General features: G+C 66.2%; 17 protein-coding genes and 2 pseudogenes. 18 read left to right on the top strand and 1 reads right to left on the bottom strand.

Features of this window, described 5'->3' with window-relative positions; translation table 11 throughout:
* Positions 1-135: 135 nt before the first annotated feature.
* The 18 genes and pseudogenes from WS95_RS25085 to WS95_RS25000 all read left to right on the top strand — a co-directional run bounded on the left by WS95_RS25085 (position 136) and on the right by WS95_RS25000 (position 24,356).
* Entirely contained in the window at positions 136-711 is a 576-nt protein-coding gene (locus WS95_RS25085) for a helix-turn-helix domain-containing protein (protein ID WP_034207361.1), read from the top strand.
* A 251-nt stretch (positions 712-962) separates the two neighbouring features.
* Complete coding sequence (locus tag WS95_RS25080; RefSeq protein ID WP_059826722.1) at positions 963-3,764, top strand: TonB-dependent receptor; 2,802 nt, start codon at positions 963-965, stop codon at positions 3,762-3,764.
* Positions 3,765-3,954: 190 nt separating this feature from the next.
* Positions 3,955-5,814 carry an extracellular solute-binding protein gene (locus tag WS95_RS25075; RefSeq protein ID WP_059826719.1) on the top strand — a complete coding sequence of 620 codons (1,860 nt, stop codon included), beginning with the start codon at positions 3,955-3,957 and terminating at the stop codon, positions 5,812-5,814.
* A gap of 12 nt (positions 5,815-5,826) precedes the next feature.
* Positions 5,827-6,879: a microcin C ABC transporter permease YejB gene (locus tag WS95_RS25070; protein WP_059826716.1), complete on the top strand. Its 1,053-nt coding sequence runs from the start codon at positions 5,827-5,829 to the stop codon at positions 6,877-6,879.
* On the top strand, positions 6,833-7,948 hold the full coding sequence (locus WS95_RS25065; RefSeq protein ID WP_034207357.1) for an ABC transporter permease: 1,116 nt from the start codon (positions 6,833-6,835) through the stop codon (positions 7,946-7,948). The genes WS95_RS25070 and WS95_RS25065 overlap by 47 nt, the downstream gene beginning before the upstream one ends.
* Positions 7,945-9,588 (top strand): ABC transporter ATP-binding protein, encoded by a 1,644-nt coding sequence (locus tag WS95_RS25060; protein WP_034207356.1) that lies wholly within the window; start codon positions 7,945-7,947, stop codon positions 9,586-9,588. The genes WS95_RS25065 and WS95_RS25060 overlap by 4 nt, the downstream gene beginning before the upstream one ends.
* Positions 9,589-9,634: 46 nt before the next feature.
* Positions 9,635-12,796: a multidrug efflux RND transporter permease subunit gene (locus WS95_RS25055; protein ID WP_059826713.1), complete on the top strand. Its 3,162-nt coding sequence runs from the start codon at positions 9,635-9,637 to the stop codon at positions 12,794-12,796.
* Positions 12,797-13,566: 770 nt separating this feature from the next.
* Positions 13,567-16,287 (top strand): TonB-dependent receptor plug domain-containing protein, encoded by a 2,721-nt coding sequence (locus WS95_RS25050; protein ID WP_059826710.1) that lies wholly within the window; start codon positions 13,567-13,569, stop codon positions 16,285-16,287.
* A gap of 718 nt (positions 16,288-17,005) precedes the next feature.
* On the top strand, positions 17,006-17,260 hold the full coding sequence (locus WS95_RS25045) for a type II toxin-antitoxin system HicA family toxin (protein ID WP_059785835.1): 255 nt from the start codon (positions 17,006-17,008) through the stop codon (positions 17,258-17,260).
* Positions 17,257-17,616: a type II toxin-antitoxin system HicB family antitoxin gene (locus WS95_RS25040; RefSeq protein ID WP_034207352.1), complete on the top strand. Its 360-nt coding sequence runs from the start codon at positions 17,257-17,259 to the stop codon at positions 17,614-17,616. The genes WS95_RS25045 and WS95_RS25040 overlap by 4 nt, the downstream gene beginning before the upstream one ends.
* A gap of 98 nt (positions 17,617-17,714) precedes the next feature.
* A pseudogene (locus WS95_RS34095) lies at positions 17,715-17,979 on the top strand (hypothetical protein); the annotation flags it as partial.
* A 134-nt stretch (positions 17,980-18,113) separates the two neighbouring features.
* Positions 18,114-18,518, top strand: a pseudogene (locus tag WS95_RS25030) (helix-turn-helix domain-containing protein); the annotation flags it as partial.
* A 399-nt stretch (positions 18,519-18,917) separates the two neighbouring features.
* Entirely contained in the window at positions 18,918-20,060 is a 1,143-nt protein-coding gene (locus WS95_RS25025) for an acyl-CoA dehydrogenase family protein (protein ID WP_059826707.1), read from the top strand.
* A 49-nt stretch (positions 20,061-20,109) separates the two neighbouring features.
* Positions 20,110-21,012 (top strand): HpcH/HpaI aldolase/citrate lyase family protein, encoded by a 903-nt coding sequence (locus WS95_RS25020; protein WP_059826704.1) that lies wholly within the window; start codon positions 20,110-20,112, stop codon positions 21,010-21,012.
* 8 nt (positions 21,013-21,020) lie between these two features.
* Positions 21,021-21,674: a pyridoxine/pyridoxamine 5'-phosphate oxidase gene (locus tag WS95_RS25015; RefSeq protein WP_034207347.1), complete on the top strand. Its 654-nt coding sequence runs from the start codon at positions 21,021-21,023 to the stop codon at positions 21,672-21,674.
* Positions 21,674-22,903: a cystathionine beta-lyase gene (gene metC, locus WS95_RS25010; RefSeq protein ID WP_059826786.1), complete on the top strand. Its 1,230-nt coding sequence runs from the start codon at positions 21,674-21,676 to the stop codon at positions 22,901-22,903. The genes WS95_RS25015 and metC overlap by 1 nt, the downstream gene beginning before the upstream one ends.
* Positions 22,897-23,541, top strand: a complete 645-nt coding sequence (locus WS95_RS25005; protein WP_063890181.1) for a glutathione S-transferase family protein — start codon at positions 22,897-22,899, stop codon at positions 23,539-23,541. Before metC ends, WS95_RS25005 begins: the two co-directional genes overlap by 7 nt.
* 32 nt (positions 23,542-23,573) lie before the next feature.
* On the top strand, positions 23,574-24,356 hold the full coding sequence (locus WS95_RS25000) for a glutamine amidotransferase (protein ID WP_063890179.1): 783 nt from the start codon (positions 23,574-23,576) through the stop codon (positions 24,354-24,356).
* Here WS95_RS25000 and WS95_RS24995 read toward each other — a convergent pair.
* Positions 24,279-25,013 carry an autoinducer binding domain-containing protein gene (locus WS95_RS24995; RefSeq protein ID WP_060260633.1) on the bottom strand — a complete coding sequence of 245 codons (735 nt, stop codon included), beginning with the start codon at positions 25,011-25,013 and terminating at the stop codon, positions 24,279-24,281. The two genes, WS95_RS25000 and WS95_RS24995, sit on opposite strands and share 78 nt — an antisense overlap.
* Positions 25,014-25,047 lie beyond the last annotated feature (34 nt).

Raw genomic sequence — 25,047 nt, 5'->3', positions numbered from 1 at the left:
TCCCGTTTCGCTTCGCGCGGGACGTGCGCGCGGCGGCGACGGGCAGCGGAGCCTCGCGCCGTGGCGGCGGCTTCATGGCATCGGGCAAGGCCTGCCGACATCAAATCGATTGCGATTGAGAGGGTCCGTTCTTCCATGGTCTTGCCTCCCGATGAATCGGTGCTCGTCGCGGTTTCGCTCGGCAACAAGATCCGCGCGCTTCGGCAGCGGCTGAAACTCACGCTCGACGAAGCGGCCACGACGGCAGGAATCTCGAAGCCATTCCTGTCGCAGGTCGAGCGTGGGCGCGCGACGCCGTCGATCACATCGCTGGTCCGGATTGCGAAGGCGCTCGGCGTGACGATGCAGTACTTCATCGACACGCCGACCGAGGCGCGCTCGGTGTGCCGCGGCGACGCCCTGCGGTATTTCCAGTTCACGAACTCGGCGAGTTCCTTTGCCCGGCTGACGAATCTCGTGGACGGTCGCAAGCTCGACGCGATTCTCGTCAGGATACCGGCGGGGCAGTCGCCGTCGGAAGTGACGACGCATGCAGGGGAGGAGTTCCTCTATGTGATGCGCGGAAGGGTCGCGCTGACGCTGGAGGATTGCACGTTCGTGTTGAGCCCCGGCGACACCGCGCACTACGAGTCGACGCTGCCGCACGCGTGGCACAACACGGCCGATGAAGAAGCGGTGATCGTCTGGGTCGGTACGCCGCGGCTGTTCTAGCCCGTCGGGCCAGGATCATTCGAAACGGAAGGCAAGCAGTGCGCTCAGTGTAAGTAAATCAGTATTACGAATTACACAATACGAAAGGATCGTGCGGCGTTCGAACTGCACGGCCGATTCGTTCGGGTCGCGGTGGTTGGCAGGTCGGAAATGGCGGACTCCGGCACACGGGCGCCCGGAGCGCGCGGCGGAATTCACGAGATTCGGACGCGCAGTGGGTGGGGTCTTACTGACGAGCGAGAGGAAACACGATGAAGCAAAGAGCACTAGCGTTGGCCATCAAAAGAATGGTCTGGGCAGAACTGGCGCTTACCGCGACGCTGGCTGTGCCGGCTTTCGCACAGAGCCAGCCGGGCCCCGGCGCCGTCGCCGTGGCGGATGCGGTCGCGGCCAACGCGCCTGCGGCCACGACCGTCGCACAGGTCGGCGGCACCGCGAGCACGCCCGCCGCAACGGGGGCGGCCGCACCCGACGCGGCACCCGGTGCGGCCGCGACGGGCGACACGGCGCCCGCCGCCCCGGCCGCGAACGGGCAGGGCAAGGTCGCGCAGATCAAGCGTTTCGAGGTGACAGGCTCGCTGATCCGGCAATCCGACAAGACCGGCTTTCAGCAGGTCCAGACGATCACGCCGAAGGAGATCCAGGCCAGCGGCGCGGTGACGGTGACCGACTTCCTGCGCAATGCGACGGCCAACTCGGCGAACAGCTGGGGCGAGGGGCAGTCGGGCAACTTCGCGGCCGGCGCGGCCGGCATCGCGCTGCGCGGCCTGTCCGAGAAATACACGCTCGTGCTGGTCGACGGCCAGCGGGTGGCGCCGTATGCGTTCTTCTCGAACAGCGTCGATTCGTTCTTCGACCTCAACACGCTGCCGCTCAACGACATCGAGCGCATCGAAATCGTGAAGACGGGCGCGGTGTCGCAATACGGGTCGGACGCGATCGGCGGCGTCGTCAACATCATCACGAAACACGATTTCCGCGGGCTACAGCTCGACGGCAGCATCGGCAGCGCGATCAACGGCGGCAACGGCGACGGCACGACGAAGTTCGGCGTACTCGGCGGCTTTGGCGACCTGAACGCCGACCGCTTCAACGTGACGGCGGCGCTCAGCTACTACAAGTCGAACGGTTTCACGCTCGCCGATCGCGATTCGACGCGTAACCAGGACTTCACGGGCAAGCCGGGCGGCTTTTCGCTGCTCGCACCGTCCTACTGGAACATGCCCGACGGCAGTGCGCAGGCGTTGAACGGCTGCCCGTTCGGCGGGGCGGTTCGCCCGGCCGCGCCGAATTCGCTGTCGGCCGGCCTGCCGGGCACGATCTGCGCGTTCAACACGGCGGAAAGCACGTCGATCCTGCCGATGACCGAACGCCTGAACGCGAAGCTGCATGGCGACTTCAAGATCAACGACACGACGACGGCGTTCGCGGACTTCCTGGAAAGCTACAACACGACCACGACCAACGACGGCCTGTGGAACAACGTGATCGGCAACCCGCAGAGCCCGGCGCTCGTCTGGAATCCGCAGACGCAATTGTTGTCGCCGTTCAACACGGTCGTGCCGGTGACCAACCCGTACAACACGACGGGCGCGGCGACGCCGTTGACCTACGCGTTCCCGAACACGGTCGCGCAGAAGACCTGGGCGAACTACTGGCGCGCGGCGGCCGGCATCAAGGGTTCGTTCACGCTGCCGTACGGCGACTGGGACTGGGCGACGTCGGTCAGCCATTCGCAGAGCACGGTGTCGAACGTGTTCACGAATCAGCTGAACGTGAACGCGCTGAACAACATCTACCAGAACGGCACGCTGAATTTCGCGAACCCGGCCGCGACGCCGAACGCATTCAACGGCCTGTACCAGGAAGCGAACAATCTCGGCATCTCGAAGCTCGATACGATCGACGCGACGCTGTCGACGCCGAACCTGTTCCACCTGCCGACCGGCGACGTCGGCATCGGCTTCGGCGCGCAGTTCACGCACCAGAGCGAAACGCTGACGCCGGGTTCCGAGTACTTGAGCGGCGCGGTGATCACGCCCGATCTGCAGACGGTGAACGGCGCGCGCAACGTCGCGGCCGTCTATTACCAGGTCAACGTACCGATCCTGGAGAACCTGACGTTCAGCCAGGCAGGCCGCTACGACCACTACACGGACGTGGGTGGTGCGTTCTCGCCGCGCTTCGCACTGCGCTATCAGCCGATCAAGGCGCTCACGCTGTATACGTCGTACAACCGCGGGTTCCGTGCGCCGACCTTCGTCGAAGACAGCAAGTCCCAGACGCTCGGCATCCAGGTCGACCCGGCCACCGGCCAGAACTACACGTCGATCACGGTCGGCAACCCGAACCTCGCACCGGAACGCACGCGCAACTTCAACATCGGCTTCCAGGTCTCGCCGGCCCGCTACACGGATCTCGGCTTCGACTGGTACAAGATCCGCATCGACAACGTGATCGGGCAGGGCAAGCCGTCGCAGGTCGTGACGGACCCGACGACGGGCCAGTTGCTGTACAAGGTGATTCCGTACCAGAACCTCGGCTACCTCGACACGAACGGCTTCGAAGGCACGTTCCGCCAGGGGCTGCCGCTCAAGGGCTGGGGCATGCTCACGCTGTCGGGCGACTGGGCGTACGTCAACAGCTACAAGATCGGCTTCCCGGGCAGCGCACCGGTGAACGGCGCGGGCAACAACTTCACGATCACGCAGCCGTTCGGCGGCAGCTTCCCGCGCTGGCGCGGCAACACGACGCTGGACTGGAACTATCGCAAGTTCGACGCGGCGCTGACGTGGCAGTTCACGGGCCCGTACGCGCAGAACCTGATGCCGGAGCCGGCGAAGGTCGGCTCGTACAGCCAGTTCAACCTGATGGTGACGTATACGGGCTTCAAGAACTGGACGATCTACGGCGGCATCGACAACATCTTCAACCGCACGCCGCCGTATGACCCGATCTTCGCGAACGGCACGCTGAGTCAGAGCGGGTACGACACGTCGGTGTATTCGTACATCGGCCGCTTCGCGCAAGTCGGCGCGACGTACAAGTTCTGACGGCGATACGCGCAAGACCGACCAGCTTGGACGGGCCGCTCCACGTCCACTACCCCAATTAGGAGCGGCCTTTTTTTTTACCGGGCGCGATGACGGTACGGCCGGGTCCGACCGGCATCGACGACGTATGAATCGACAGGCATTGATCGCGTGCGGGCATCGGGCCGGCATGTTACCGGGTTGACTGAACATGAGACTGTTGAAATGGCGGCGGATGCCCGCGCTGATCGCGTGCGTGGCGCTGGCCGCGGTCATGCCGCCGGTCGCGCACGCGGTGCCGGCCATCGCGCAATACGACCAGCCGAAATACCCGCCGGGCTTTACGCATTTCGATTACGCGGATCCGCAGGCGCCGGACACCGGCGCGCTCAATTTCGAAAACTACGACGAAGCGCAGAGCTACGACTCGCTGAACCCGTTCCTCGTGCGCGGCTCGCCCGCGCCGGACATCAAGAACCTGATGTTCGACACGCTGATGCAGCGCAGTTGGGACGAACTCGCGTCCGAATACGCGTTGATCGCCGACGACGTCGAGGTGGCGCCGGACGGGCTGTCGGCCACGTTCCACATCAATGCGGCCGCGCGCTTCTCGAACGGCGACGCGATCACCGCGGCCGACGTCAAGTATTCGTTCGATACGCTGACGAGCCCGCAGGCGTCGCCGCTGTACAACGCGCAGTTCTCGATCATCCGGCGCGCGGTGGTCGTCGACGGTCACACGATCCGCTTCGAATTCAAGCATGCGGAGCGCGACGCCCCGCTGATCGCAGGCGACCTGCCGGTGTTCTCGCCGAAGTGGGGGCAGCGCGCGGACGGTACGCGACCGCCGTTCGACCAGATCGCGAATGTGCCGCCGATCGCGAGCGGCGCGTACCTGATCGAGCAGCGCAGGAACGACAAGCAGATCGTGTACGTGCGCAACCCGCACTACTGGGCCGCGAACCTGCCGTCGCGGCGCGGGATGTTCCGTTTCGCACGCGTGTCGTTCAAGTTGTACCTCGACCAGTACACGGCGCTCGAGGCGCTGAAGGCCGGCGACGTGGACGCGCGGATGGAATACAGCTCGACGCAGTGGGCGCGCAAGTACGTCGGCAAGAATTTTCGCAACGGACTGCTGACGAAGGGCGAATTCCCGGACGGCCCCGCACAGATGCAGGGTTTCCTGATGAACCTGCGCAAGCCGATGTTCCAGGACGTACGCGTGCGGCATGCGCTCGCGCTGGCATTCGACTTCGACTGGATGAGCCGGATGATGTTCTACGGGCAGTACCGCCGCACCAACAGTTTCTGGGACGCGAGCCCGTTCGCCGCGTCCGGCATGCCGAGCGCGAAGGAGCTCGCGCTGCTCGACCCGTACCGGTCGACGCTGCCGCCGGAGGTGTTCGGTCCGATGATCAAGCAGCCGTCGACGCTGCCGCCGGGCTCGCTGCGCGCGAATCTCAGGCAAGCGCGCGACCTGCTCGCGCAGGCCGGCTGGCACTACCGCGACGGCGCGTTGCGCGACGCGAGCGGCACGCCGATGACGATCGAGATCATCGACGACCAGCCCGGGATGGATCGCCTGATCCTGCCGTACACGCAGGCGCTCGCGACGCTCGGCATCCATGCGTACCTGCACGAGATCGACAGCGCGCTCTACCAGAAGCGGCTCGACAATTTCGAGTACGACATGACGACATACATCTACTCGCCCGTGACGATCCCCGGCGCGGAGCTGACACGCCGTTTCGGCAGCGCGGCCGCGTCGCAGCCCGGTTCGGAGAACTATCCGGGCGTGAAGTCGAAGGCCGTCGACGCACTGATCCGCGCGGCGCTCGCGGCCAATACGCTCGAGGATCTCGAGACGGCCACGCACGCCCTCGACCGCGTGCTGATCAACCTGTACGTGCTGGTCCCGCAGTACTACATGCCGAACGCGCGGATCGCGTACAAGACGACGCTCGGCCATCCGGCGGTCGTGCCGGCTTCCTATCAGTACGAGGACTGGATCATCGACTACTGGTACGTGAAGCAGCCGGCCGCACGAGCACAACCCGCTCCGGCGGCCTGACGGGGAGCAACGATGCTGGCATACATATTGAGGCGGCTGCTGCTGATGATTCCGACGCTGATCGGGGTGGTGACGATCACGTTCGCGGTCACGCAGTTCGTGCCGGGCGGGCCGGTGGAGCAGGTGCTCGCGCAGTTGCGCCACGGCAGCGCGCGGGGCGGCGAGGCGGGCGCAGGCGCGGGCGGCTACCACGGCAGCCAGGGCGTCGACCCGCAGCAGATCGAGCAGATCCGCAAGCAGTTCGGTTTCGACAAGCCGCCACTGGAGCGCTATCTGCTGATGCTGAAAAGCTATGCGACGTTCGACCTCGGCCAGTCCTACTTCGCGCACCGCAGCGTGTGGACGGTCATCCGCTCCAAGCTGCCGGTGTCGATCACGCTCGGGCTGTGGACGGTGATCCTCACGTATCTGGTGTCGGTGCCGCTCGGCATCGCGAAGGCGGTGCGCAACGGCTCGCGGTTCGACACTGCGACGAGCGTGCTGGTGCTGACCGGCTACGCGGTGCCGGGCTTCGTGCTCGGCGTGCTGCTGCTGATGCTGTTCGGCGGCGGCACGTTCTGGCAGGTCTTTCCGATGCGCGGGCTCACGTCGGACAACTTCGACGAGCTGACGCTGGTCGGCAAGATCCTCGACTATCTGTGGCATGTCGCGTTGCCGGTGACGGCCTCGGTGGTCGGCAATTTCGCGATCGTCACGATCCTCACGAAGAACACGTTCCTCGACGAAATCGGCCGGCAATACGTGCTCACAGCACGCGCGAAGGGCGCGCCGGAGCGCGACGTGCTGTGGAAGCACGTGCTGCGCAACGCGGCGATTCCGCTGCTCACCGGGTTGCCGGCCGCGTTCGTCGGCGCGTTCCTGAACGGCAACCTGTTGATCGAGACGCTGTTCTCGCTCGACGGGATGGGGCAACTGTCGTACGACTCGGTGATCCGCCGCGACTACCCGGTCGTGCTCGGCTCGCTGTTCCTGTTCACCCTGATCGGTCTGCTGACCAAGCTCATCGCGGATATCTGCTATGTCCTCGTCGACCCCCGTATCCAGTTCAGCCGCCTGGACCACTGATCCGGCCGCCGTCGCGTGCACGGCGTCGCCGTCGCCGTGGCGACGCACGTGGCTGCGGTTTCGCGCGCAGCGGCTTGGCTACTGGAGCCTCGTGATCTTTGCCACGCTGTTCGCACTCAGCCTGCTGGCCGACGGATTGTCGAACGACCGGCCGCTGCTCGTGCGCTACGACGGACACTATTATTTTCCGATCCTGAAGGATTATCCGGAAACGCAGTTCGGCGGTGATTTTCCGGCGAAGACCAACTATCTCGATCCGTACATCCGCGCGAAACTCGAGTCGCATGGCAACTTCGCGATCTATCCGCCGAACCGCTACCGCTACGACACGATCGACTACTTCGCGTCGCGGCCGTATCCGGCGCCGCCGTCCGCGAGCAACTGGCTCGGCACCGACCAGTTCGGCCGCGACGTGCTCGCGCGGTTGCTGTACGGGTTTCGGCTGTCGGTGCTGATGGCGTTGGCGCTGACGGTGTCGGGCGTCGCGCTCGGCGTGCTGACGGGGGCGCTGCAGGGCTTCTACGGCGGGCGCACCGATCTCGTCGGGCAGCGCCTGATCGAGGTCTGGAGCGCGCTGCCCGACCTGTACCTGCTGATCATCTTCGCGTCGATCTTCGAGCCGTCGCTGTGGCTGCTGTTCGTCCTGCTGTCGATGTTCGGCTGGCTCGTGCTGTCCGACTACGTGCGTGCGGAGTTCCTGCGCAACCGTGCGCTCGACTACGTGAAGGCCGCGCGCACGATGGGGTTGTCGAACTGGCAGATCATGTGGCGACATGTGCTGCCGAACAGCCTGACGCCGGTGATCACGTTCCTGCCGTTCCGGATGAGCGCGGCGATCCTGTCGCTGACGAGCCTCGACTTCCTCGGCCTCGGCGTGCAGCCGCCGACGCCGAGCCTCGGCGAACTGCTGCAGGAAGGCAAGAACTACCTCGACGCGTGGTGGATCTCGATCTCCGCGTTCTCGGCGCTGGTCGTCACGCTGCTGCTGCTCACGTTCATGGGCGACGCGCTGCGCAACGCACTCGACATGCGCGCGCGCGGCTCGGCCTTCGGCGGGGAGCAACGATGACGGCCCCCTTGCTGGACATCCGGCGGTTCTCCGCGCACTTCGGCGCGAAAGCCGCCGTGCAGGATCTGAGCCTCTCGGTCGGACGCGGCGAGCGCGTCGCGCTCGTCGGCGAATCGGGCTCGGGCAAGAGCGTGACGGCACTGTCGATCCTGCGGCTCGCGCAGCAGGCGACGCTGTCGGGACAGATGCTGTTCGACGGCGAGGATCTGCTCGCCAAGACCGAGCAGCAGATGCGCGGCATCCGCGGCGCCGATATCGCGATGGTGTTCCAGGAGCCGATGACGGCGCTCAATCCGCTGTATACGATCGGCAAGCAGATCGCCGAGAGTCTGCGGTTGCACGAGGGGCTGCGGGCGGGCGAGGCGCGCGAGCGCGGCATCGCGCTGCTGCGGCGCACCGGGATTCCCGAACCGGAACGGCGCATCGACAGCTTCCCGCACCAGTTGTCGGGTGGCCAGCGGCAACGCGCGATGATCGCGATGGCGCTCGCGTGCCGGCCGCGGCTGTTGCTCGCCGACGAGCCGACGACGGCGCTCGACGTGACGGTGCGCCAGCAGATCGTCGACCTGCTGATCGAACTGCAGGAGCAGGAGGCGGCCGCGCGCGGAATGGCCGTGCTGCTGATCACGCACGACCTGAATCTCGTGCGGCGCTTCGCGCAGCGCGTGGCCGTGATGGAGCAGGGCGTGCTCGTCGAGACGAACACGACCGCCGCACTATTCGCCGCGCCGCAGCACGCGTACACGCGCCGGCTGCTGGACAGCGCGCCGCAACGCGCCGTGCAGCCGGTCGCGGCTGGCGCGCAGACGATCCTCGACGTGCAGCAACTCGCCGTCGATTACCGCATCGCTGCGAAGGGCTGGCGCGCGGTGTTCGGCAAGACGGCGTTCCGGGCCGTGCACGACGTGAAGCTGAGCCTGCGGCGCGGCGAGACGCTCGGCATCGTCGGCGAATCGGGATCGGGGAAATCGACGCTGGCGGCGGCCGTGCTCGGCCTGCAGCGGCCGGCGTCGGGCGACATCGAGATCGACGGCATGCCGCTGGCGTTGCTGCGCACGACCCGCGGCCGGCGCGCGCTGTACGGCCGCATGCAGGTCGTGTTCCAGGATCCGTTCGGCTCGCTGTCGCCGCGCATGACGGTCGAGCAGATCGTCGGCGAGGGGCTCGCCGTGCACCGGCCGCCGTCGTCCGGCGCCGCGCGGCGCGCGCGGATCGCGGCCCTGCTGCAGGAGGTCGGCCTGCCGGCCGAAGCGATGCTGCGCTATCCGCACGAATTTTCCGGCGGCCAGCGCCAGCGCATCGCGATCGCACGCGCGCTGGCGGTCGAGCCGGAACTGCTGGTGCTGGACGAGCCGACGAGCGCGCTCGACGTGTCGATTCAGAAGCAGGTCCTGAATCTGCTGACGAATCTGCAAAAGAAGTACGCACTGAGCTACCTGTTCATCACGCACGATCTCGCGGTGATGCGCGCGATGGCTCACCGGGTCATCGTGATGAAGGCGGGACGCGTGGTCGAGGAGGGCGATACGCTCGACGTGTTGCACGCGCCGTCCCACCCGTATACGCAGGCGCTGCTCGCGTCGTCGATGCTCGCGCCGGAACCGGGGCCGCAGCAGAGGGAAGGGGGCGCGGATGATTGACGTGAAGCGGGCGCGGGGCGCCCGTGCCGTTCGCTGAGGCGCCGCGATGCCGTCGTTCTTCATCGACCGCCCGGTGTTCGCGTGGATCGTCGCGCTCGCGATCGTCGTCGCGGGCATGCTCGCCATTCCGCAATTGCCGATCGCGCAGTATCCGCGTCTTGCGCCACCGCGCGTCGTGATCACCGCGACCTATCCCGGCGCGTCGACCGAGACCGTCGACGGCGACGTCGGCAGCATCATCGAGGAAAGCCTCGACGGCGCCGACGGGCTGCAGTACTACGAGACGAGCAGCGACGGTCACGGCAACCTCGAGATCGACGTGACGTTCGCGCCCGGCACCAATCCGGACATCGCGCTCGTCGACGTCAACAACCGGCTGAAGCAGGTCGAGCCGCGGCTGCCGCAACAGGTCGTGCAGCAGGGCATCGGCGTGTTCAAGGCCGCCAACACGTTCCTGATGCTCGTCACGCTGACGTCGACCGACGGCACGCGCGACTCCGCGCAGCTCGGCGACTATCTGAACCGCTACGTGCTGCGCGAACTGAAACGTGCGCCGGGCGTCGGCGCGGCCGAGCTATGGGACGCCGACGAGGCGCTGCGGGTCTGGCTCGATCCGAACAAGTTGCGCGAATACGACCTCGGCGCCGACGACGTGATCGCGGCGATCGGCGTGCAGAACGCGACGGTGACGGCCGGCGCGATCGGCGATGCGCCGTTCGTGCACGGCCAGCAGCTCACCGCGACGATCGTCGTCAAGGGGCAGTTGACGTCGCCGGAGGAGTTCGGTCGGATCGTGCTGAAGTCGAAGCAGGACGGTTCGGTGGTGCGCGTCGCCGACGTCGCCCGCGTCGAAATCGGCCGCGACGACTATTCGTTCTATTCGCGGCTGAACGGCCGTCCGGCGGCCACCGTCGGCATCCAGCTCGGCCCGCGGGGCAACGCGCTCGAAACGTCCGACGCGATCCGCGCGCGGCTTGCCGAGCTGTCGAAGACGCTGCCGCCGGGCGTCGCGGTCGAGATTCCGTTCGACGGCGCGCATTTCGTGAAGATCGCCATCCGCGAAGTCGTGCTGACGCTTGCCGAGGCCGTCGTGCTGGTGTTCTGCGTGATGTGGCTGTTCCTGCGCGAGCTGCGCTACACGCTCGTGCCGACGGTGGTGATTCCCGTCACGCTGATGGGCGCGTTCGTCGCGATGTGGGCGTTCGGGCTGTCGATCAACGTGTTCACGATGTTCGGCCTCGTGCTGGCGATCGGCATCCTCGTCGACGATGCGATTGTCGTGGTCGAGAGCGTGCATCGCGTGATGGAGGAGGGGGTGTCGCCGCGCGATGCGACGCGCCGCGCGATGAAGCGGATCGGTGGGGCGATCGTCGGCGTGACGGCGGTGCTGACCGCCGTGTTCGTGCCGATGGCGTTCTTCCCGGGCAGCGTCGGCGGCATCTACCGGCAGTTCGCGGTGTCGATGATCGCGTCGATGCTCGTGTCGTCGTTCATGGCACTGTCGCTCACGCCGGCGCTGTGCGCGAACCTGCTGAAACCGGTCGGCCGTCACGAAGGCGGCGGCGGCCGCGTGCCGCGACGCAACCTCGGCGCGCGCCTGGCCGACCGCTTCGGTGTCGGATTCGCGCGCGCGGAGGCCGGCTATCGGCGCCTGACCGTGGCGGCGGTACGCCGCACGGGCGCGGTCGCGGGCATCTACGTCGCACTCGTGGCCGTGTGCGGGCTGCTGTCCTGGATGATGCCGGGCGGTTTTCTGCCGACCGAGGACCAAGGGCAACTGCAGGTGATGATCCAGTTGCCGGCTGGCGCCACGCAGGCGCGCACGGCCGCGGTCGTCCAGCGCGTCGAGGCGATCCTGCGGGCGGAGGCGGCCGTCGCGAACGTGACGAGCGTGATCGGCTGGAGTTTCGCGGGCAGCGGGCAGAACGTCGGGATGGCATTCGTCGAGCTGAAGGACTGGTCGCAGCGCGACGTCGATGCGATGACGTTGCGCGATCGGCTCAACCGGCGTTTCGACGCGATTCTCGACGGCGACGTACAGGCGACGCTGCCGCCGTCCGTGCCCGGCCTCGGTCACGCGGACGGCTTCACGTTCCGTCTCGAGGATCGTGGCGGGGTCAGGCTCGACGCGCTGAAGGCCGCTCGCGAGCAACTGGCCGCGCGCGCGAAGGCGGACCCGGCGCTCGCGTCCGTGCATTTCGAGGACTTGCCGGATGCGCCGCGCATCGAGCTCGACGTCGATCGCGCGAAGGCGTATGCGCTTGGCGTGCCGTTCGAGCGCATCGCGGGGCTGCTTGGCGGCACCTTCGGCTCGAACTACGTCAACGATTTTCCGGCGTCGGGCCGGATGCGCCGCGTGATCATCGAGGCCGATCCGGGCGCGCGCGCGACCGACGCGCAACTGATGGCGCTGACGGTGCCGAACCGGACGGGGGACATGGTGCCGCTGTCGGCTATTGCCGCGCCGCACTGGACGGTCGGGCCCGTGATGCTGAATCGCTACGACGGCTACCCGTCGCTCGACGTCAGCGGCCGGGCGGCAACCCACATCAGTTCGGGCGCGGCGATGGCGGAGATGGAGCGGCTGGCCGCCATGCTGCCGGCCGGGATCGGTTACGACTGGGTCAACGCGGCGCGCGAGGAGCGGATCGCCGAGCGGCAGACGCCGCTGCTGGTCGGGTTGTCGGTGCTCGCGGTATTCATGGCGCTCGCCGCGCTGTACGAAAGCTGGACGATCCCGCTGTCGGTGCTGACGATCGTGCCGCTTGGCATCGTGGGCGCGTTGGCGGCGGCGCTCGCGCGCGGGATGCCGAACGACGTGTACTTCAAGGTCGGGATGATTACGGTGATCGGGTTGTCGGCGAAGAATGCGATTCTGATCGTGCAGTTCGCACGCGAACTCGTCGCGCGCGGCGTGTCGCTGCGGCAGGCGGTGGTGGATGCGGCGGCCGCGCGGTTTCGGCCGATCGTGATGACGTCGATGGCGTTTCTGCTCGGCGTCGTGCCGTTGGTGCTGGCGACCGGTGCGGGCGCGGAAAGCCGGCGTTCGATCGGGACCGGCGCGTTCGGGGGCGTGCTGGCGGCGACGATGTTCGGGCTGGTGTTCGCGCCGGTGGCGTTTCGGGTCGTCGTGTCCATCAGCCGGCGCGGGCGACATGCGGCGGTGACGAAGCGCATGGAAACGGCCGGGAATCTGGAGGTCGACTGATGTGCGCGACGCTACGCACGTGCTCGAAGGGTCTCTATATCAGGAATCCTATCTGTTTATCGAAGCACACCGTCCAGGGCCGACCGGGAAATCCCGTTCTCGAGGGGTGCCCGTCTCAGCTAAACAAAATAGTTTGGACCGGCGAGCGCCTGCAGTGTGCTCCATTGCGGCGCATTCGAGAGCGCGTGAAAAAGCAGACGAACAAGGAAGAAAGGCGGCGGTTGCAGTTGATGAACCATATCGGTTTTTAGTCGGCACCAACCGAGTGCATCCACTGCACCTAAACAAAGTTATGTGTCATCAAATATTTTTTGACGCGTCGATTCTGTCCTGCTATGTTCGCGTCCACGTAAAGATTGGTAGTGAACGGTAATGGGGATTCCGTGCATTAAGACTTTCAAAGCGAATACGTAAAGCAGTCCTTCAGCGGACGACTGCCTTTCCTGGCAGCGCATACGCTCTGGTTGATGAAGCGCCATGGTGCGAATGTGCCAAGTGCCGTTTGCGGTGCGGCTTGCATGCGGCCGTTCGATGCATGGATATATCGATTTGTATAATTAGCGATGCTAATTTTATATGAATGTCGTTTCTTTTAATTAGGTTTAATTGTTGTTGTAAACACAAGAAATAAAGTTGAAAGAAGCGGGCGGTCGGACGGAATGGTTGTGAGCACAAGATGACGAATCAGGAATGCGGGGCAACGCTATTTAAAGGCCGGCGAATCTCCGTTCGTACAAAAAGGTCAGGCCTTGCGACGACAGAGGGGTGTTATGAAACCAACGGCTTTGGGATCGGCAATACGCAGCATCGCATGGGCTGAAGTCGCGTTGACGGCGGCTTTGGGTACCTCCGCTTACGCGCAGACGACGCCTGTCGACGGGGGCGTCGCCGCCGGGCAAACCGGCGGCACTGCCGCTGAGGCGCCCGCGCCGGCATCGGGCGCCGCCGCGGGCGGGCAGACCGTGAAAAAGCTCGACAAGTTCGAGGTGACGGGCTCGCTGATCCGCACGTCCGACAAGGTCGGCCACACCGAAGTGCAGGTCATCACCGCGAAGGAAATCCAGCAAAGCGGATACACGACGGTCGCCGATTTCCTGCGTTCGACCTCGGCCAATTCCGCCAGCAGCTGGGGCCAGACGACGATGAACAGCTCGGCCCCCGGCGGCGCCGGCATGGCGTTGCGCGGGCTCAGCGAGAAATACACGCTCGTGCTCGTCGACGGCCAGCGCGTCGCGAACTATGCGCAGTCGGTGAACTTCACCGACACGTTCTTCGACGTCAACGCGATTCCGCTGAACATGGTGGAGCGCGTCGAGATCGTCAAGACCGGCGCGGTGTCCGTCTACGGGTCGGACGCGATCGCGGGCGTCGTCAACATCATCACGAAGAAGAACTTTCAGGGCCTGCAGATCGACGGCCAACTCGGCAAGGCGCAGCATCCGGGCGACGGGCAGGGCAACTTCAGCGTACTGGCCGGCTTCGGCGATCTGAATTCGGATCGCTTCAACGTCACCGCGGCCGCCAGCTACTACCGCGATTCGGGCTCGACGCTCGGCGATCGCGACATGACGTCGGCACAAGACTTCACGCAATATCCCGGCGGCCTGGCCGCGCCGCTCGGGCCGAACCAGCAGTCGTACTGGTCGCTGGCGGATGGCTCGAAGGTGCCGCTTTCGCCGTGCCCGCCGGGCAGCAAGACGAGTGCGACCAATTGCACGTACAACCCGGCCGCCTCGACATCGCTCGTTCCGTCCACGACGCGCCTGAACGCGAAGGTGCGCGCCACCTTCAAGATCGACGACAACACGCAGGCCTATGCGGGCTTCTGGGTGAGCCGCGATGAAACCGTCCAGTCGCAGGGGCCGGCCTCGATCTCTAGCACGACGAACGTCTACAACCCGTCGACCGGATCCGTTTCGCCGTTGCCGCGCACCGTACCGGTGAGCAACCCCTATAACCCGTTCGGCGTGCCGACGGCGATCAACCTGACCTTCCCGGCCAACGTCGTGGGGGCGGATACGGTCTCGACGTTCTGGATGGCGAATACCGGCGTCAAAGGCTCGTTCGACGCGGGCAGGTTCGGCGCGTGGGACTGGTCGGCCGATTACGGCCACTCGCAGAGCACGGTCGATACGACGTACAGCAACCGGATCAACGTCGCGGGCCTCGAGAACATGCTCGCCAACGGCACCTACAACTTCTCGAACCCGGGCTCCACGCCGAACGGCCTGAAGGGTGTTTTCACGGACGACGATCAGCAGGCCATCTCGAAGGTCGACAGCGTGACGGCCAAGGCCTCGACGTCGAATCTGTTCACGCTGCCCGGGGGACCCGTCGGTCTGGGCCTGGGCACCGAGTTCCGCCACGAATCGTCGACGATCAACCCGCAGACGCTCGCGTCGCAAGGCGTATCCGCGCCCGCGAACGTGCAGACGGTGGAAGGTTCGCGCAACGTCGCCGCCGCGTTCTACCAGGTCGACATTCCGATCCTGCGCAACCTGACGTTCACGCAGGCGGGCCGCTACGATCACTACAGCGACTTCGGCGGGGCGTTTTCGCCGAGCTTTGCGCTGCGTTTCCAGCCCGTGCAAATGCTGACGACGTATGCATCGTATAGTCGCGGCTTCCGCGCGCCGACCCTCGTCGAAAACTCGCAGGCCGTCTATCTCTCTCACCAGAACCTCGTCGATCCGAACGATCCGAGCGGTGTGCCGACGAAGCACTTCACGACGGAGCAAGTCGCGGGCAATCCGAATCTTCAGCCCGAGCACACGAAGAACTACAACATCGGCTTCCAGCTTTCGCCCGACGCGATGACCGATATCGGCGCGGCGTTCTACAAGGTCCGCATCGACGGCGTCATCGGCACCGACGATCCGAACGCGGTGCTCGTCGCCAACGATCCCTCCCGCGTCGTGCGCAATGCCGACGGGTCGGTGCGTTACCTCGTTCAGCATTTCGTGAACCTCGGCGCGCTCGACACCGATGGTTTCGATCTGAACTTCCGCAAGGCGCTGCGCACCAAGTACGGCACGTTCACGCTCTCGGGCGACTGGGCCTATGTGTGGCACTTCAAGCTGCACAGCCCCGGAACCGCGCCGCAGGACTTCGCCGGCAACAACCTGGCGCTGCTGCAGCCGTTCGGCGCGAGCAACCCGCGCTGGAAGGGCAATACGAGCCTGAGCTGGGACTACCGGCAACTGACCACCACGCTGACCTGGCAATACACGGGGCCCTATACGAACGCCGTGGCCGCCGAATTCGGCGACGGCGGCACGGGCTCAGTGGCGTCGTACAGCCAGTTCAACCTGATGTTCAACTACCGCGGCTTCAAGCATTGGACGATTTACGGCGGTATCACGAACCTCTTCGACAAGAAGCCGCCGTTCGACGTCGAGTGGCAAGCCGTGCCCGACATCACGGGCTATGACCAGTCGCTCTACACGGACCTTGGCCGTTTCTTCCAGGTCGGCGCGACGTACCGGTTCTGACGGCGAGGAAGCCGCCAGGCGGCAACCGGTCCCGGCGCGCGGCGCGCGCCGGGACGACGAAGGATGGGCGCGGACCGGATCGGCTACATCGCGCAGAAATACGGTGGTCGAGATGCAGGTTCGATCCGCGCTTGAGGCGCACCTCGTAGGCGTCTTCGTGGTCTTCCTTCCGGACTGGCAGCCAGCCTCAAGTGCGGAGATGTAAGGTTTCGCGGCCAGCGTGCCGTGTCACGGAATGCCGCGCTGGCGCTCGGCGCGTCGTGGCTGATCGACGATTTCGAGGCGCGATCGAGCCGCCGGGGCGCATAAATCCGGTCGCGCCGGCCGGGTCACATGCCGACGCGTTGTTTCGTCGGGTTTACGCGCCAAACCGCATCATTTTCTCACCATATGAAATCGCCGAAACCCCGCGCCAGCGGGCGTTTACGCCGATCCCGGCCGGTGCATCAAAAACGATCCATTTAGCGAAGCGCGGGGAGGGGGATGCGATTTTCCGGGTGCGGGGTCGGGTGTTCGTGAGTCGGCCCCGCTGGCAAACCCGAGTCATTCGCGCGATTTCAGCCCTCTGGCGGGCTGGCAGCGCCATCGTAATCCTGCGTGCCTCGACGCGTCAGACAGGGCTAGCGGCCCGCGATCGCGTCGGTGGGAATCAAACGGCGATAGCACAATTTGCTATCATTCGATATCAAGTGATATCAAATTGTGCTATCACGAGTCTATGAAGACGAAACACGCCCGCACGCTGAGCGCGATCTACACGAAGCCGACCCTGGGCGGCATCGTGTTCGCGGATATCGAAGCATTGGTTGTCGCGTTGGGCGGCAGCATTCACGAAGGCGCCGGGTCGCGCATTGCCTTCGAGCTGAACGGGACGCGCCGATACCTGCACCGCCCGCATCCGGGCAAAGAGGCGAAGCGCTATCAGGTAGCGGATGTGCGCGAGTGGTTCAATGAAATGGGGATAAAGCCATGACCAACGCAATGACGTACAAGGGCTATTACGCCCGCGTCGACTTCGACGGCCGCGACAATATTTTTGTCGGGCATGTGCTCGGCGTCGATGACAAGATCAGCTTTCACGGCGAGACGGTCGCCGAACTGACGGACGACTTTCACGCGGCCGTCGACCATTACCTCGACGAGTGCGCACGCACGGGCCGAGCGCCGCAAAAGCCGGCGTCGGGAAAGCTGATGTTGCGCATCAATCCGGAAACGCACGCGGCCGTCGGTGTCGCGGCGGCCGTTGCAGGCAAGAGCGTAAATCAGTGGTCGGAAGAGGTGCTCGGGCGCGCTGCGCGCGAAGTGTTAGAACGCGCCGCACACGTTTGATCGAGGTCCGAAATATGACCAAAGATGTTCAATCGCGATGGTTGGTTTGGCCAAAACGGGCGCTATACACGGCGACAAATGCCGGCCTCTTTTTCGTGGGAGCCGCTAACCTCGGCGATCTGGTCGGCACGCTCGACGAAGCGAAGAAAATGCAGAACGAGCGCGCGCATCACGGCGTTCGGGCTCGGCGGCCACGCGACCAAAGACGCTGAAAAGTACGTTCGCGCCATGAACACGATGGGCGTCAGCACGTCCGACAACATGACGTTGATGCGCGACGCGTGGTCGATCTTCGCCGACGAGCATCACGCTCAAATGGTCATGCCGACGCTGTCGAAGATGAAGTTTGCTAGCGATTCAATTTGACATAATCAACATTATCGATAGTTTGTGTTGTAGCAGCCATATCCTAATGTCGTGTTCTGGCTATTTACAGATGTCGTGTTTTTGACTGCTGGCGTGCTGGACGGCTCGTTGAGTAAGCCCGGGAGCCGACCATGCAGCCAGCCGGATTGGTGACACTGACGATGCGAGAGCTTGATCGACTCAAGGTAATCCAGGCCGTGGTGGACACGGGCTTGAAGCCTGGGCGTGCGGCTAAACGGCTGGGCCTGAGCGTGCGCCAGGTGGAACGGCTGATCATCCGATATCGAGAGCAAGGAGCCAGCGGCGTAGCTTCGGGCCGTCGCGGCCGGCCGGGCAACCGCAAGCTCGACGACGGGCTGGCGTTACGTGCCCTGACCGTTATTCGCGAGCGCTACGCTGATTTCGGGCCGACGCTGGCGTGCGAGAAGCTCTGGGAGTGCCACGGCATTCGGTTGGCCAAGGAGACGGTCAGGAGGCTGATGACGGACGCGGGCTTGTGGATTCCACGTCGACAGCATCCGCTGAAGGTTTATCAGTTGACCGTCTGGCTGAAATCACTTTTAAATAGCCGGCAGGCGGACATCTGAATCCTGGTATGACACGCGTTGTCAAACCCGGATTCAGGCGATGCGAAACACGGAGTTGAATCGTAGTCCAAATTGTTTCAGTGTCGACCATCCTCTGCGCGATCGCGTCGCGCTCGACCGCACGCACGCAGGCGGCCGCCCCACCCTTCGCCGCACCGATACGCCGGATGTCCAGCGTCGGTGAATCGATCGGCCTCGTATCCCGGGCCGTCGAGATCCCCCTGAACCGTCCATTCACCCTGCAACTACCACTACTGCCAGTACCTGCGCTGTCCGTGGCCCCTTAATCTTGTCGTCACCACTGGCGCGCCGTCGAAGGCCGCGCCGCTTCGACCGGAGACACGAAAGATGCCATTTGACTGGACGCAGGAGCAGCACGCGACGCGTACGCGGTTTCGCCAGATCGGCGCGGGGATCGCCGCCGCCGTCGCACATGACGGCAACGCGCCCGCCCGATTCGACGAAGCCGGCTGGACGCGGCTCGGGCACGAAGGATTGTGGGACATGATCGTGCCGGAGACGTATGGAGGCGACGGTCACGGCTGGTGGCATTTTTCCGCGGCGCTGGAAGGGCTTGCATCGTCGATCCGCCGTCCGGCGCTGCTGCTGTCGGTGATCGCGCAGGCCGGCATGGTGCGCGCGCTCGAGCGATATGGCACGGCGGCGCAGCAGGACCGCTATTTCGGCGCGATCCTGCGCGGCGAACTGAGCGCGACCGCGATTGCCGAGCCGGGCACCGGCACCGACGTGCGCAGTATCGCGACGACGCTCGTCGAGCACGGCGACGGCTATCGGCTGACCGGCAGCAAATTCAATATCGCGCATGCACCGCTTGCGCGTTTCATCCTCGTCGTCACGCGCATCGAAACGCCGGGTCGGCGCAACACCGCGCTCGTGATCGTCGATCGCGACCAGCCGGGCATGACGGTGGCCGCGCCCGACCGCAAGCTCGGCCTCGACGACCTGCCCACCGGCGCGCTGCATTTCGACGACTGTCCGATCATGCGCGGCCAACTGCTCGGCGAACCGGGTGCCGGGCTCGGCAACCTGATCGACATCATCTCGCTCGGCCGTCTCTATTACGGCCTCGTCGCCGCCCAGGTGACGGCGCCCTATCTGCGCGATGCGATCGGCTATTGCCGCGAGCGACGCAGCTTCGACAGCACGATCGACACGCATCAGTACGTGCAGCGCCGCCTCGTGGACCTGCAGATCGGTATCGAGCGCGGCACGTGGCTCGCGCGCGGCGCGCTCGCGCAGTTGCTGACGGACCATCCGCAAGCGTTGATGACGTGCTCGATCGCGAAGCTGGTCGGCGCTCAGGATCTCGTCGACAGCGCGCTCGGCCTCGTGCGGCTGTACGGCAGCCTCGGCTACCAGGCCGGGCCGGTGGCCGCGTTCGCCTCGGACGCGCTGGGCTTCATGAGCGTCGGCGGCACCGAGGAAATGCATCGCAAGAACATCTTCAACCAGATGATGCGCGCCGGCTGATCGCCCGCGCCATCGCCACGCGTACCACGCGCCCTACAGGAAACCACGCATGACACCGACGAACCGACGCCCTTCCCGCCTGCGCCGCTCCTGGCTGTTTCTCGCCGGCGCCGATCACGATGCGCTCGTTGACGGCACCGCGAGCGGTGCGGACGTCCTGATCCAGGAACTGGAAACCTTTACTCCTCCCGACCGGCGCCCGGCCGCGCGCGAACTGAGCGAGCGGGTGCTCGCGGGCTGGCGCGATGCCGGCGTGCTGGCGTCCGTGCGCGTGAATCCGCTCGACGCGGGCGGCATCGACGACCTGCGCGCCGCGATGCGCGGGCGCCCGGACATCGTGATGATGTCGTACGTCGCGACGCCCGAGCAGGTCGTCGCGCTCGACGAAGCCGTCACACGTTTCGAGCGCGAGTACGGCATCGCGCCGGGCTCGACCGAGCTCGTGCCGAACGTCGAGACGACGCTCGGTCTCGTGAACACGATGGCGATCGCGCGCTCGAGCCCGCGTGTATCGGCCGTGCTCGTCGCGACCGAGGACATGGTGGCCGACATGGGCGCCGAGCGCACCCGTGCGGGTCGCGAGCTCGACTACGTGCGCTCGCGCTTTCGCGTCGAATGCGCGGCGGTCGGCGTGACCGCGATCGACTGCCCGTACAGCTATGCCGACAACGAAGGTGCTGAACTCGACATGCGCGTGTCGCGTGGCCTCGGCTACCAGGCGAAAGCGATCGTCAACGCGCAGTTCGTGCCGGTCGTCAATCGCGTACTGACGCCGACGGCCGACGAAGTCGCCCTCGCCCGCCGCGTGATCGACGCGTTCGACTACGCGCGGCGCGCCTCCGGCGGCCGTCGCGTTGCCGCCGCCGTCGTCGACGGCTTCCTCGCGGAAGTCCCCGACTATCTCGCCGCGCATCGGTTGATCGCCCGCGCGACGCAATTCGGCATCGCATGAGTGTCGCCATGGATACGATCGCAACGCGCCTGAAGGCGCTGAAAACGCTCGCCCACGCTGCGCCGCACGTGGCGACCGACAACTGGGCCGGCACGCCGCACGCGCAGTTCGAACGCTGGCTCGACGAGGCCGTGACCGCCGGCGCACTGGAACCGCAAGTAACGACGCTGTCGACGGTCCACCCGGACGGACGGCCCGATGCGCGGTCCGTCGTGCTGCTGAATGTGGACGCTCGCGGCTGGCATTTCGCGGCGAACGCGCGCAGTCCCAAGGGGCGCCAGCTCGCGAACCGGCCGTTCGCGGCGCTGACTTTTTACTGGCCGGTGATCGCGAGCCAGATCCGGCTGAGCGGCCCGGTCGAGCGGTTGCCGGCCGCCGAAGGCCATGCCGATTTCGCGGGTCGCCCCGAGCGGTCGCGCGCGAGCATTCTGGCCGGACGGCAAAGCGAACGGCTCGACGATCCCGCCGACCTGACGCGTGCGATCGACGCGCAGCTCGAGCGTCTGGCCGCCGATCCCGCGCTCGTGTCGGAGGACTGGCACCTGTATGCGCTGGCGCCCGACGAAGTCGAGTTCTGGCGGGCCGACAGTTCGCGCCGTTTCGCGCGGCAGGCTTATCGTCGCGCCGGCGCGCGCTGGGAACGGTGTGCGCTATGGCCGTGATGTCCGCCGAACCGCCGTCGCTGCCGCGCGACGGCATGCATGACCGCCTGCACGACGACACGCGGCTCGCGCACGCGGGCCGCGACAGCGCCGCGTGGCACGGCTTCGTCAATCCGCCCGTCTACCATGCGTCGACCGTGCTCAGCCCGACGGTGTCGGATCTGCTGAACCGCACGCAGCCGTATATCTACGGCCGTCGCGGCACGCCGACGACGGAAGCGCTCGAGCGCGCGGTGACGAGCCTCGAGGGGGGAGCCGGCGCGGTGCTGTGCCCGTCGGGCCTGTCCGCGTGCACGCTCGCGCTGCTGTCGTGCCTGAAGCCTGGCGACCATCTGCTGATGACCGCATCGGTCTACGGCCCGGTGCGTCACGCATGCGAAGGCGTGCTTGCGCGGCTCGGCGTCGAGACGACGTGGTACGGCGGCGGCACGTCCGTCGCAGCCGCGTTTCGTCCGAACACGCGCGCGCTGTACGTCGAAGTGCCCGGGTCCTACACGTTCGACATGCACGACATCCCTGCCCTCGTGCGGCTCGCGCACGCACACGGCGCCCAGGTCATCGCGGACAACAGCTGGGCCACGCCGCTGTTCTTTCAGCCGCATGCGTTCGGGATCGACCTGTCGATCCAGGCCGCCACCAAGTATCTGGTCGGGCACTCGGATGCGATGCTCGGCACGGTGTCGGCCAGCGCGCGCGCGTGGCCCGCGTTGAAGCAACTGCATGGCGATCTCGGGCTGTGCGCGGGCCCCGACGACGTGTATCTCGCGCTGCGCGGGTTGCGTACCCTCGGCGTGCGGTTACGGCAGCACCAGCGCAACGCGCTCGCGGTCGCGAGCTGGCTCGACGGGCGTCCCGAGGTGCAGCGCGTGCTGTATCCGGCCCTGCCGGGCGACGACGGGCACGCGCTGTGGCGCCGCGATTTCCGTGGCGCGTCGGGGCTGTTCTCGGTCGTGCTGCAGCCGGCTCCCGCGCACGCGATCGACGCGTTGCTCGATCACCTGACGCTGTTCGGGCTCGGCTATTCGTGGGGTGGCTACGAGAGTCTCGCGCTGCCGTTCGAGCTGGATGCGCACGACCTCGCGGCGCGCTGGCCGTCCGGCAGCCGCGGCGTGCGCCTGCACATCGGGCTCGAGGATCCGGACGACCTGATCGCCGACCTGGCGGCTGGCCTCGATCGCTACGCGGCATGCGCGTCGATCGCCGCCTGCGAGGATGCGTCGCGATGCTGACCGTCTGGGGCCGCCGCACGTCGTTCAACGTGCAGAAGGTGTTGTGGCTGATCGGCGAGCTCGGCCTGCCCTACCGGCATATTCCGGTCGGCGGCGAGCACGGCTCGCTGCAGACGCCCGCGTTCGCGGCGCTGAATCCGACCTGCCGGATTCCGGTGATCGACTGGGACGGCGACGTCGTATGGGAGTCGCACACGATCCTGCGCTATCTGGCCGCGCGGGTGCCGAACAATCCGTTCTGGTGTCGCGACACGTTCGCACGTTCGCGCGCGGAGCGCTGGATGGACTGGTCGCAGACCGCGCTCGAACCCGACGTGATGACCGGATTGTTCTGGGCACTCGTGCGAACGCCATCGGAGCGGCGCGACGATGCGATCGTGCGCGACAAGGCCGCGCGCAGCGCCATGCATTACCGGCTGCTCGACCGGCTGCTGTCGACCCAGCCGTTTCTCGGCGGCGCGACGCCGGGCTTGGCCGACATTCCGGCCGGCGCGACGCTGTTCCGCTATTTCTCGCTCGACGTCGAGCGGCCGCCGCTGCCGCACGTCGAGGCCTGGTACGCCCGCCTGTGCCGACGGCCCGCCTACCGCGAACAGGTGATGGTGTCGTTCGAAGCGTTGCGCGGCCAGCCGGGCTGATCTTCTACCGACTCTTCTACCGACCACACGACATGACGCACTCCGCACTTCGTCCGATCCTGATCGTGCTGCATCGCGAACAGTCGAGCCCCGGCCGGATCGGCCGGCTGCTCGCCGCGCGCGGCCATCCGCTCGACATCCGCCGTCCGCCGCTCGGCGATCCGTTGCCGACGACGCTCGCCGACCATGCCGGCGCCGTGGTGTTCGGCGGCCCGATGAGCGCCAATGACGGCGATCGCTGGATCCGCGACGAGATCGACTGGATCGGCGTGCCGCTGCGCGAGGCGGCGCCGTTTCTCGGCGTCTGCCTCGGCGCGCAGATGATGATCCGCCATCTGGGCGGTCGCGTGAGCGCGCATCGGGACGGACGCGCGGAAATCGGCTACTGGCCGATCGCCGCGACGCCGGCCGGCCGGCGGCTCGGTTCATGGCCGTCGCACGTGTACCAGTGGCATCGCGAGGGCTTCGAGCGCGTTGCCGGGCTCGAGATTCTCGCGACGGGCAAGCATTTCGAGAACCAGGCCGTCCGTTACGGGCCGTGCGCGTACGGTGTCCAGTTCCATCCGGAAGTGAGCTATCCGATGATGCGGCGCTGGAGCACGGCCGCCGCGCACAAGCTCGCGGCGCCCGGCGCGCAGGATCTCGCGACGCAGGCGAGCGAAGGCTGCCGCCACGACCGCTCGACGGCCGCGTGGCTCAGCGCGTTTCTCGACCGTTGGCTCGACGAGACGCCGGCATCAGGTCGGCACCGTCACGTCGGAGATGCTGATCAGCCCCCACTCGACCGCGCGCAGCACGGCTTCGTGCCGACGTGACACGTTGAACTTGCGGCGAATGTTCATGAAGTGGAAGTTGATGCACGACTCGGTCACGTTCAGGATGTGGCCGATTTCCCACGAGGTCTTGCCGGCCGCATGCCAGCGCAGGCACTCGACCTCCCGCCGGCTGAGGCGCGGCACGCTGTCGGGCGGTGCGTGGCAGCGCGTGCCGGCGATCGCTTCGCATGCGATGTCGCGCAACAGCGTAAGCGCGGCCAGATGCCGGTCGCAGCGCTCGCGCGTGGCGGCGAGATCGTCCGCGCTTGCGCACGACAGCATGCCGACCTCCCCCTTCGGGCCGCGCACGGGCAGCACGACGCCGCTGCGCATGCCGTACGCGGCCGCCGCTTCGTAGCACGGCCGTTGCCCGGGCAATCCGAACAGCGCGTCGTCCCAGACGAGCGGCAGCGCCGAACGAAAGCAATGCTGCAGCATCGGGTCGATGCGGTCGAACTGCCGCTGCCGGTACAGCGCCGTCCAGCCCGGCACGCCGCTGCTCCACTTGCGCGCGAGATCGAACGATGCGCCGGTAAACGGCAACACGATCAGTACGACCTTGTCGAATCCCATGCCGGCGGCCGCGTCGGTCATCCGCTGCCATGACGCGTCCGTGTCGCCGGGTACCAACCATTTCAGACAATCCAGTCCTTTCATACAAGCCACCCCGTTTATTCGTTGAAATCTTCAA

This window comes from Burkholderia sp. MSMB1826, from assembly GCF_001526325.1.
Lineage (GTDB): Bacteria > Pseudomonadota > Gammaproteobacteria > Burkholderiales > Burkholderiaceae > Burkholderia.
Note: the sequence above shows the minus strand (reverse complement) of the source record. Positions and strands in the feature narration are given on the sequence as shown.

What these genes read in the sequence shown, in the direction of transcription:
- WS95_RS25085 (WP_034207361.1), top strand. Translation starts at nt 136, where the DNA reads ATGGTCTTGCCTCCCGATGAATCGGTGCTCGTCGCGGTTTCGCTCGGC.
- WS95_RS25065 (WP_034207357.1), top strand. Translation starts at nt 6,833, where the DNA reads ATGTCCTCGTCGACCCCCGTATCCAGTTCAGCCGCCTGGACCACTGAT.
- WS95_RS25015 (WP_034207347.1), top strand. Translation starts at nt 21,021, where the DNA reads ATGGATACGATCGCAACGCGCCTGAAGGCGCTGAAAACGCTCGCCCAC.
- WS95_RS25045 (WP_059785835.1), top strand. Translation starts at nt 17,006, where the DNA reads ATGAAGACGAAACACGCCCGCACGCTGAGCGCGATCTACACGAAGCCG.
- WS95_RS25020 (WP_059826704.1), top strand. Translation starts at nt 20,110, where the DNA reads ATGACACCGACGAACCGACGCCCTTCCCGCCTGCGCCGCTCCTGGCTG.
- WS95_RS25040 (WP_034207352.1), top strand. Translation starts at nt 17,257, where the DNA reads ATGACCAACGCAATGACGTACAAGGGCTATTACGCCCGCGTCGACTTC.
- WS95_RS25000 (WP_063890179.1), top strand. Translation starts at nt 23,574, where the DNA reads ATGACGCACTCCGCACTTCGTCCGATCCTGATCGTGCTGCATCGCGAA.
- WS95_RS24995 (WP_060260633.1), bottom strand. Translation starts at nt 25,013, where the DNA reads ATGAAAGGACTGGATTGTCTGAAATGGTTGGTACCCGGCGACACGGAC.
- WS95_RS25005 (WP_063890181.1), top strand. Translation starts at nt 22,897, where the DNA reads ATGCTGACCGTCTGGGGCCGCCGCACGTCGTTCAACGTGCAGAAGGTG.
- metC (WP_059826786.1), top strand. Translation starts at nt 21,674, where the DNA reads ATGTCCGCCGAACCGCCGTCGCTGCCGCGCGACGGCATGCATGACCGC.
- WS95_RS25080 (WP_059826722.1), top strand. Translation starts at nt 963, where the DNA reads ATGAAGCAAAGAGCACTAGCGTTGGCCATCAAAAGAATGGTCTGGGCA.
- WS95_RS25025 (WP_059826707.1), top strand. Translation starts at nt 18,918, where the DNA reads ATGCCATTTGACTGGACGCAGGAGCAGCACGCGACGCGTACGCGGTTT.
- WS95_RS25075 (WP_059826719.1), top strand. Translation starts at nt 3,955, where the DNA reads ATGAGACTGTTGAAATGGCGGCGGATGCCCGCGCTGATCGCGTGCGTG.
- WS95_RS25050 (WP_059826710.1), top strand. Translation starts at nt 13,567, where the DNA reads ATGAAACCAACGGCTTTGGGATCGGCAATACGCAGCATCGCATGGGCT.
- WS95_RS25060 (WP_034207356.1), top strand. Translation starts at nt 7,945, where the DNA reads ATGACGGCCCCCTTGCTGGACATCCGGCGGTTCTCCGCGCACTTCGGC.
- WS95_RS25070 (WP_059826716.1), top strand. Translation starts at nt 5,827, where the DNA reads ATGCTGGCATACATATTGAGGCGGCTGCTGCTGATGATTCCGACGCTG.
- WS95_RS25055 (WP_059826713.1), top strand. Translation starts at nt 9,635, where the DNA reads ATGCCGTCGTTCTTCATCGACCGCCCGGTGTTCGCGTGGATCGTCGCG.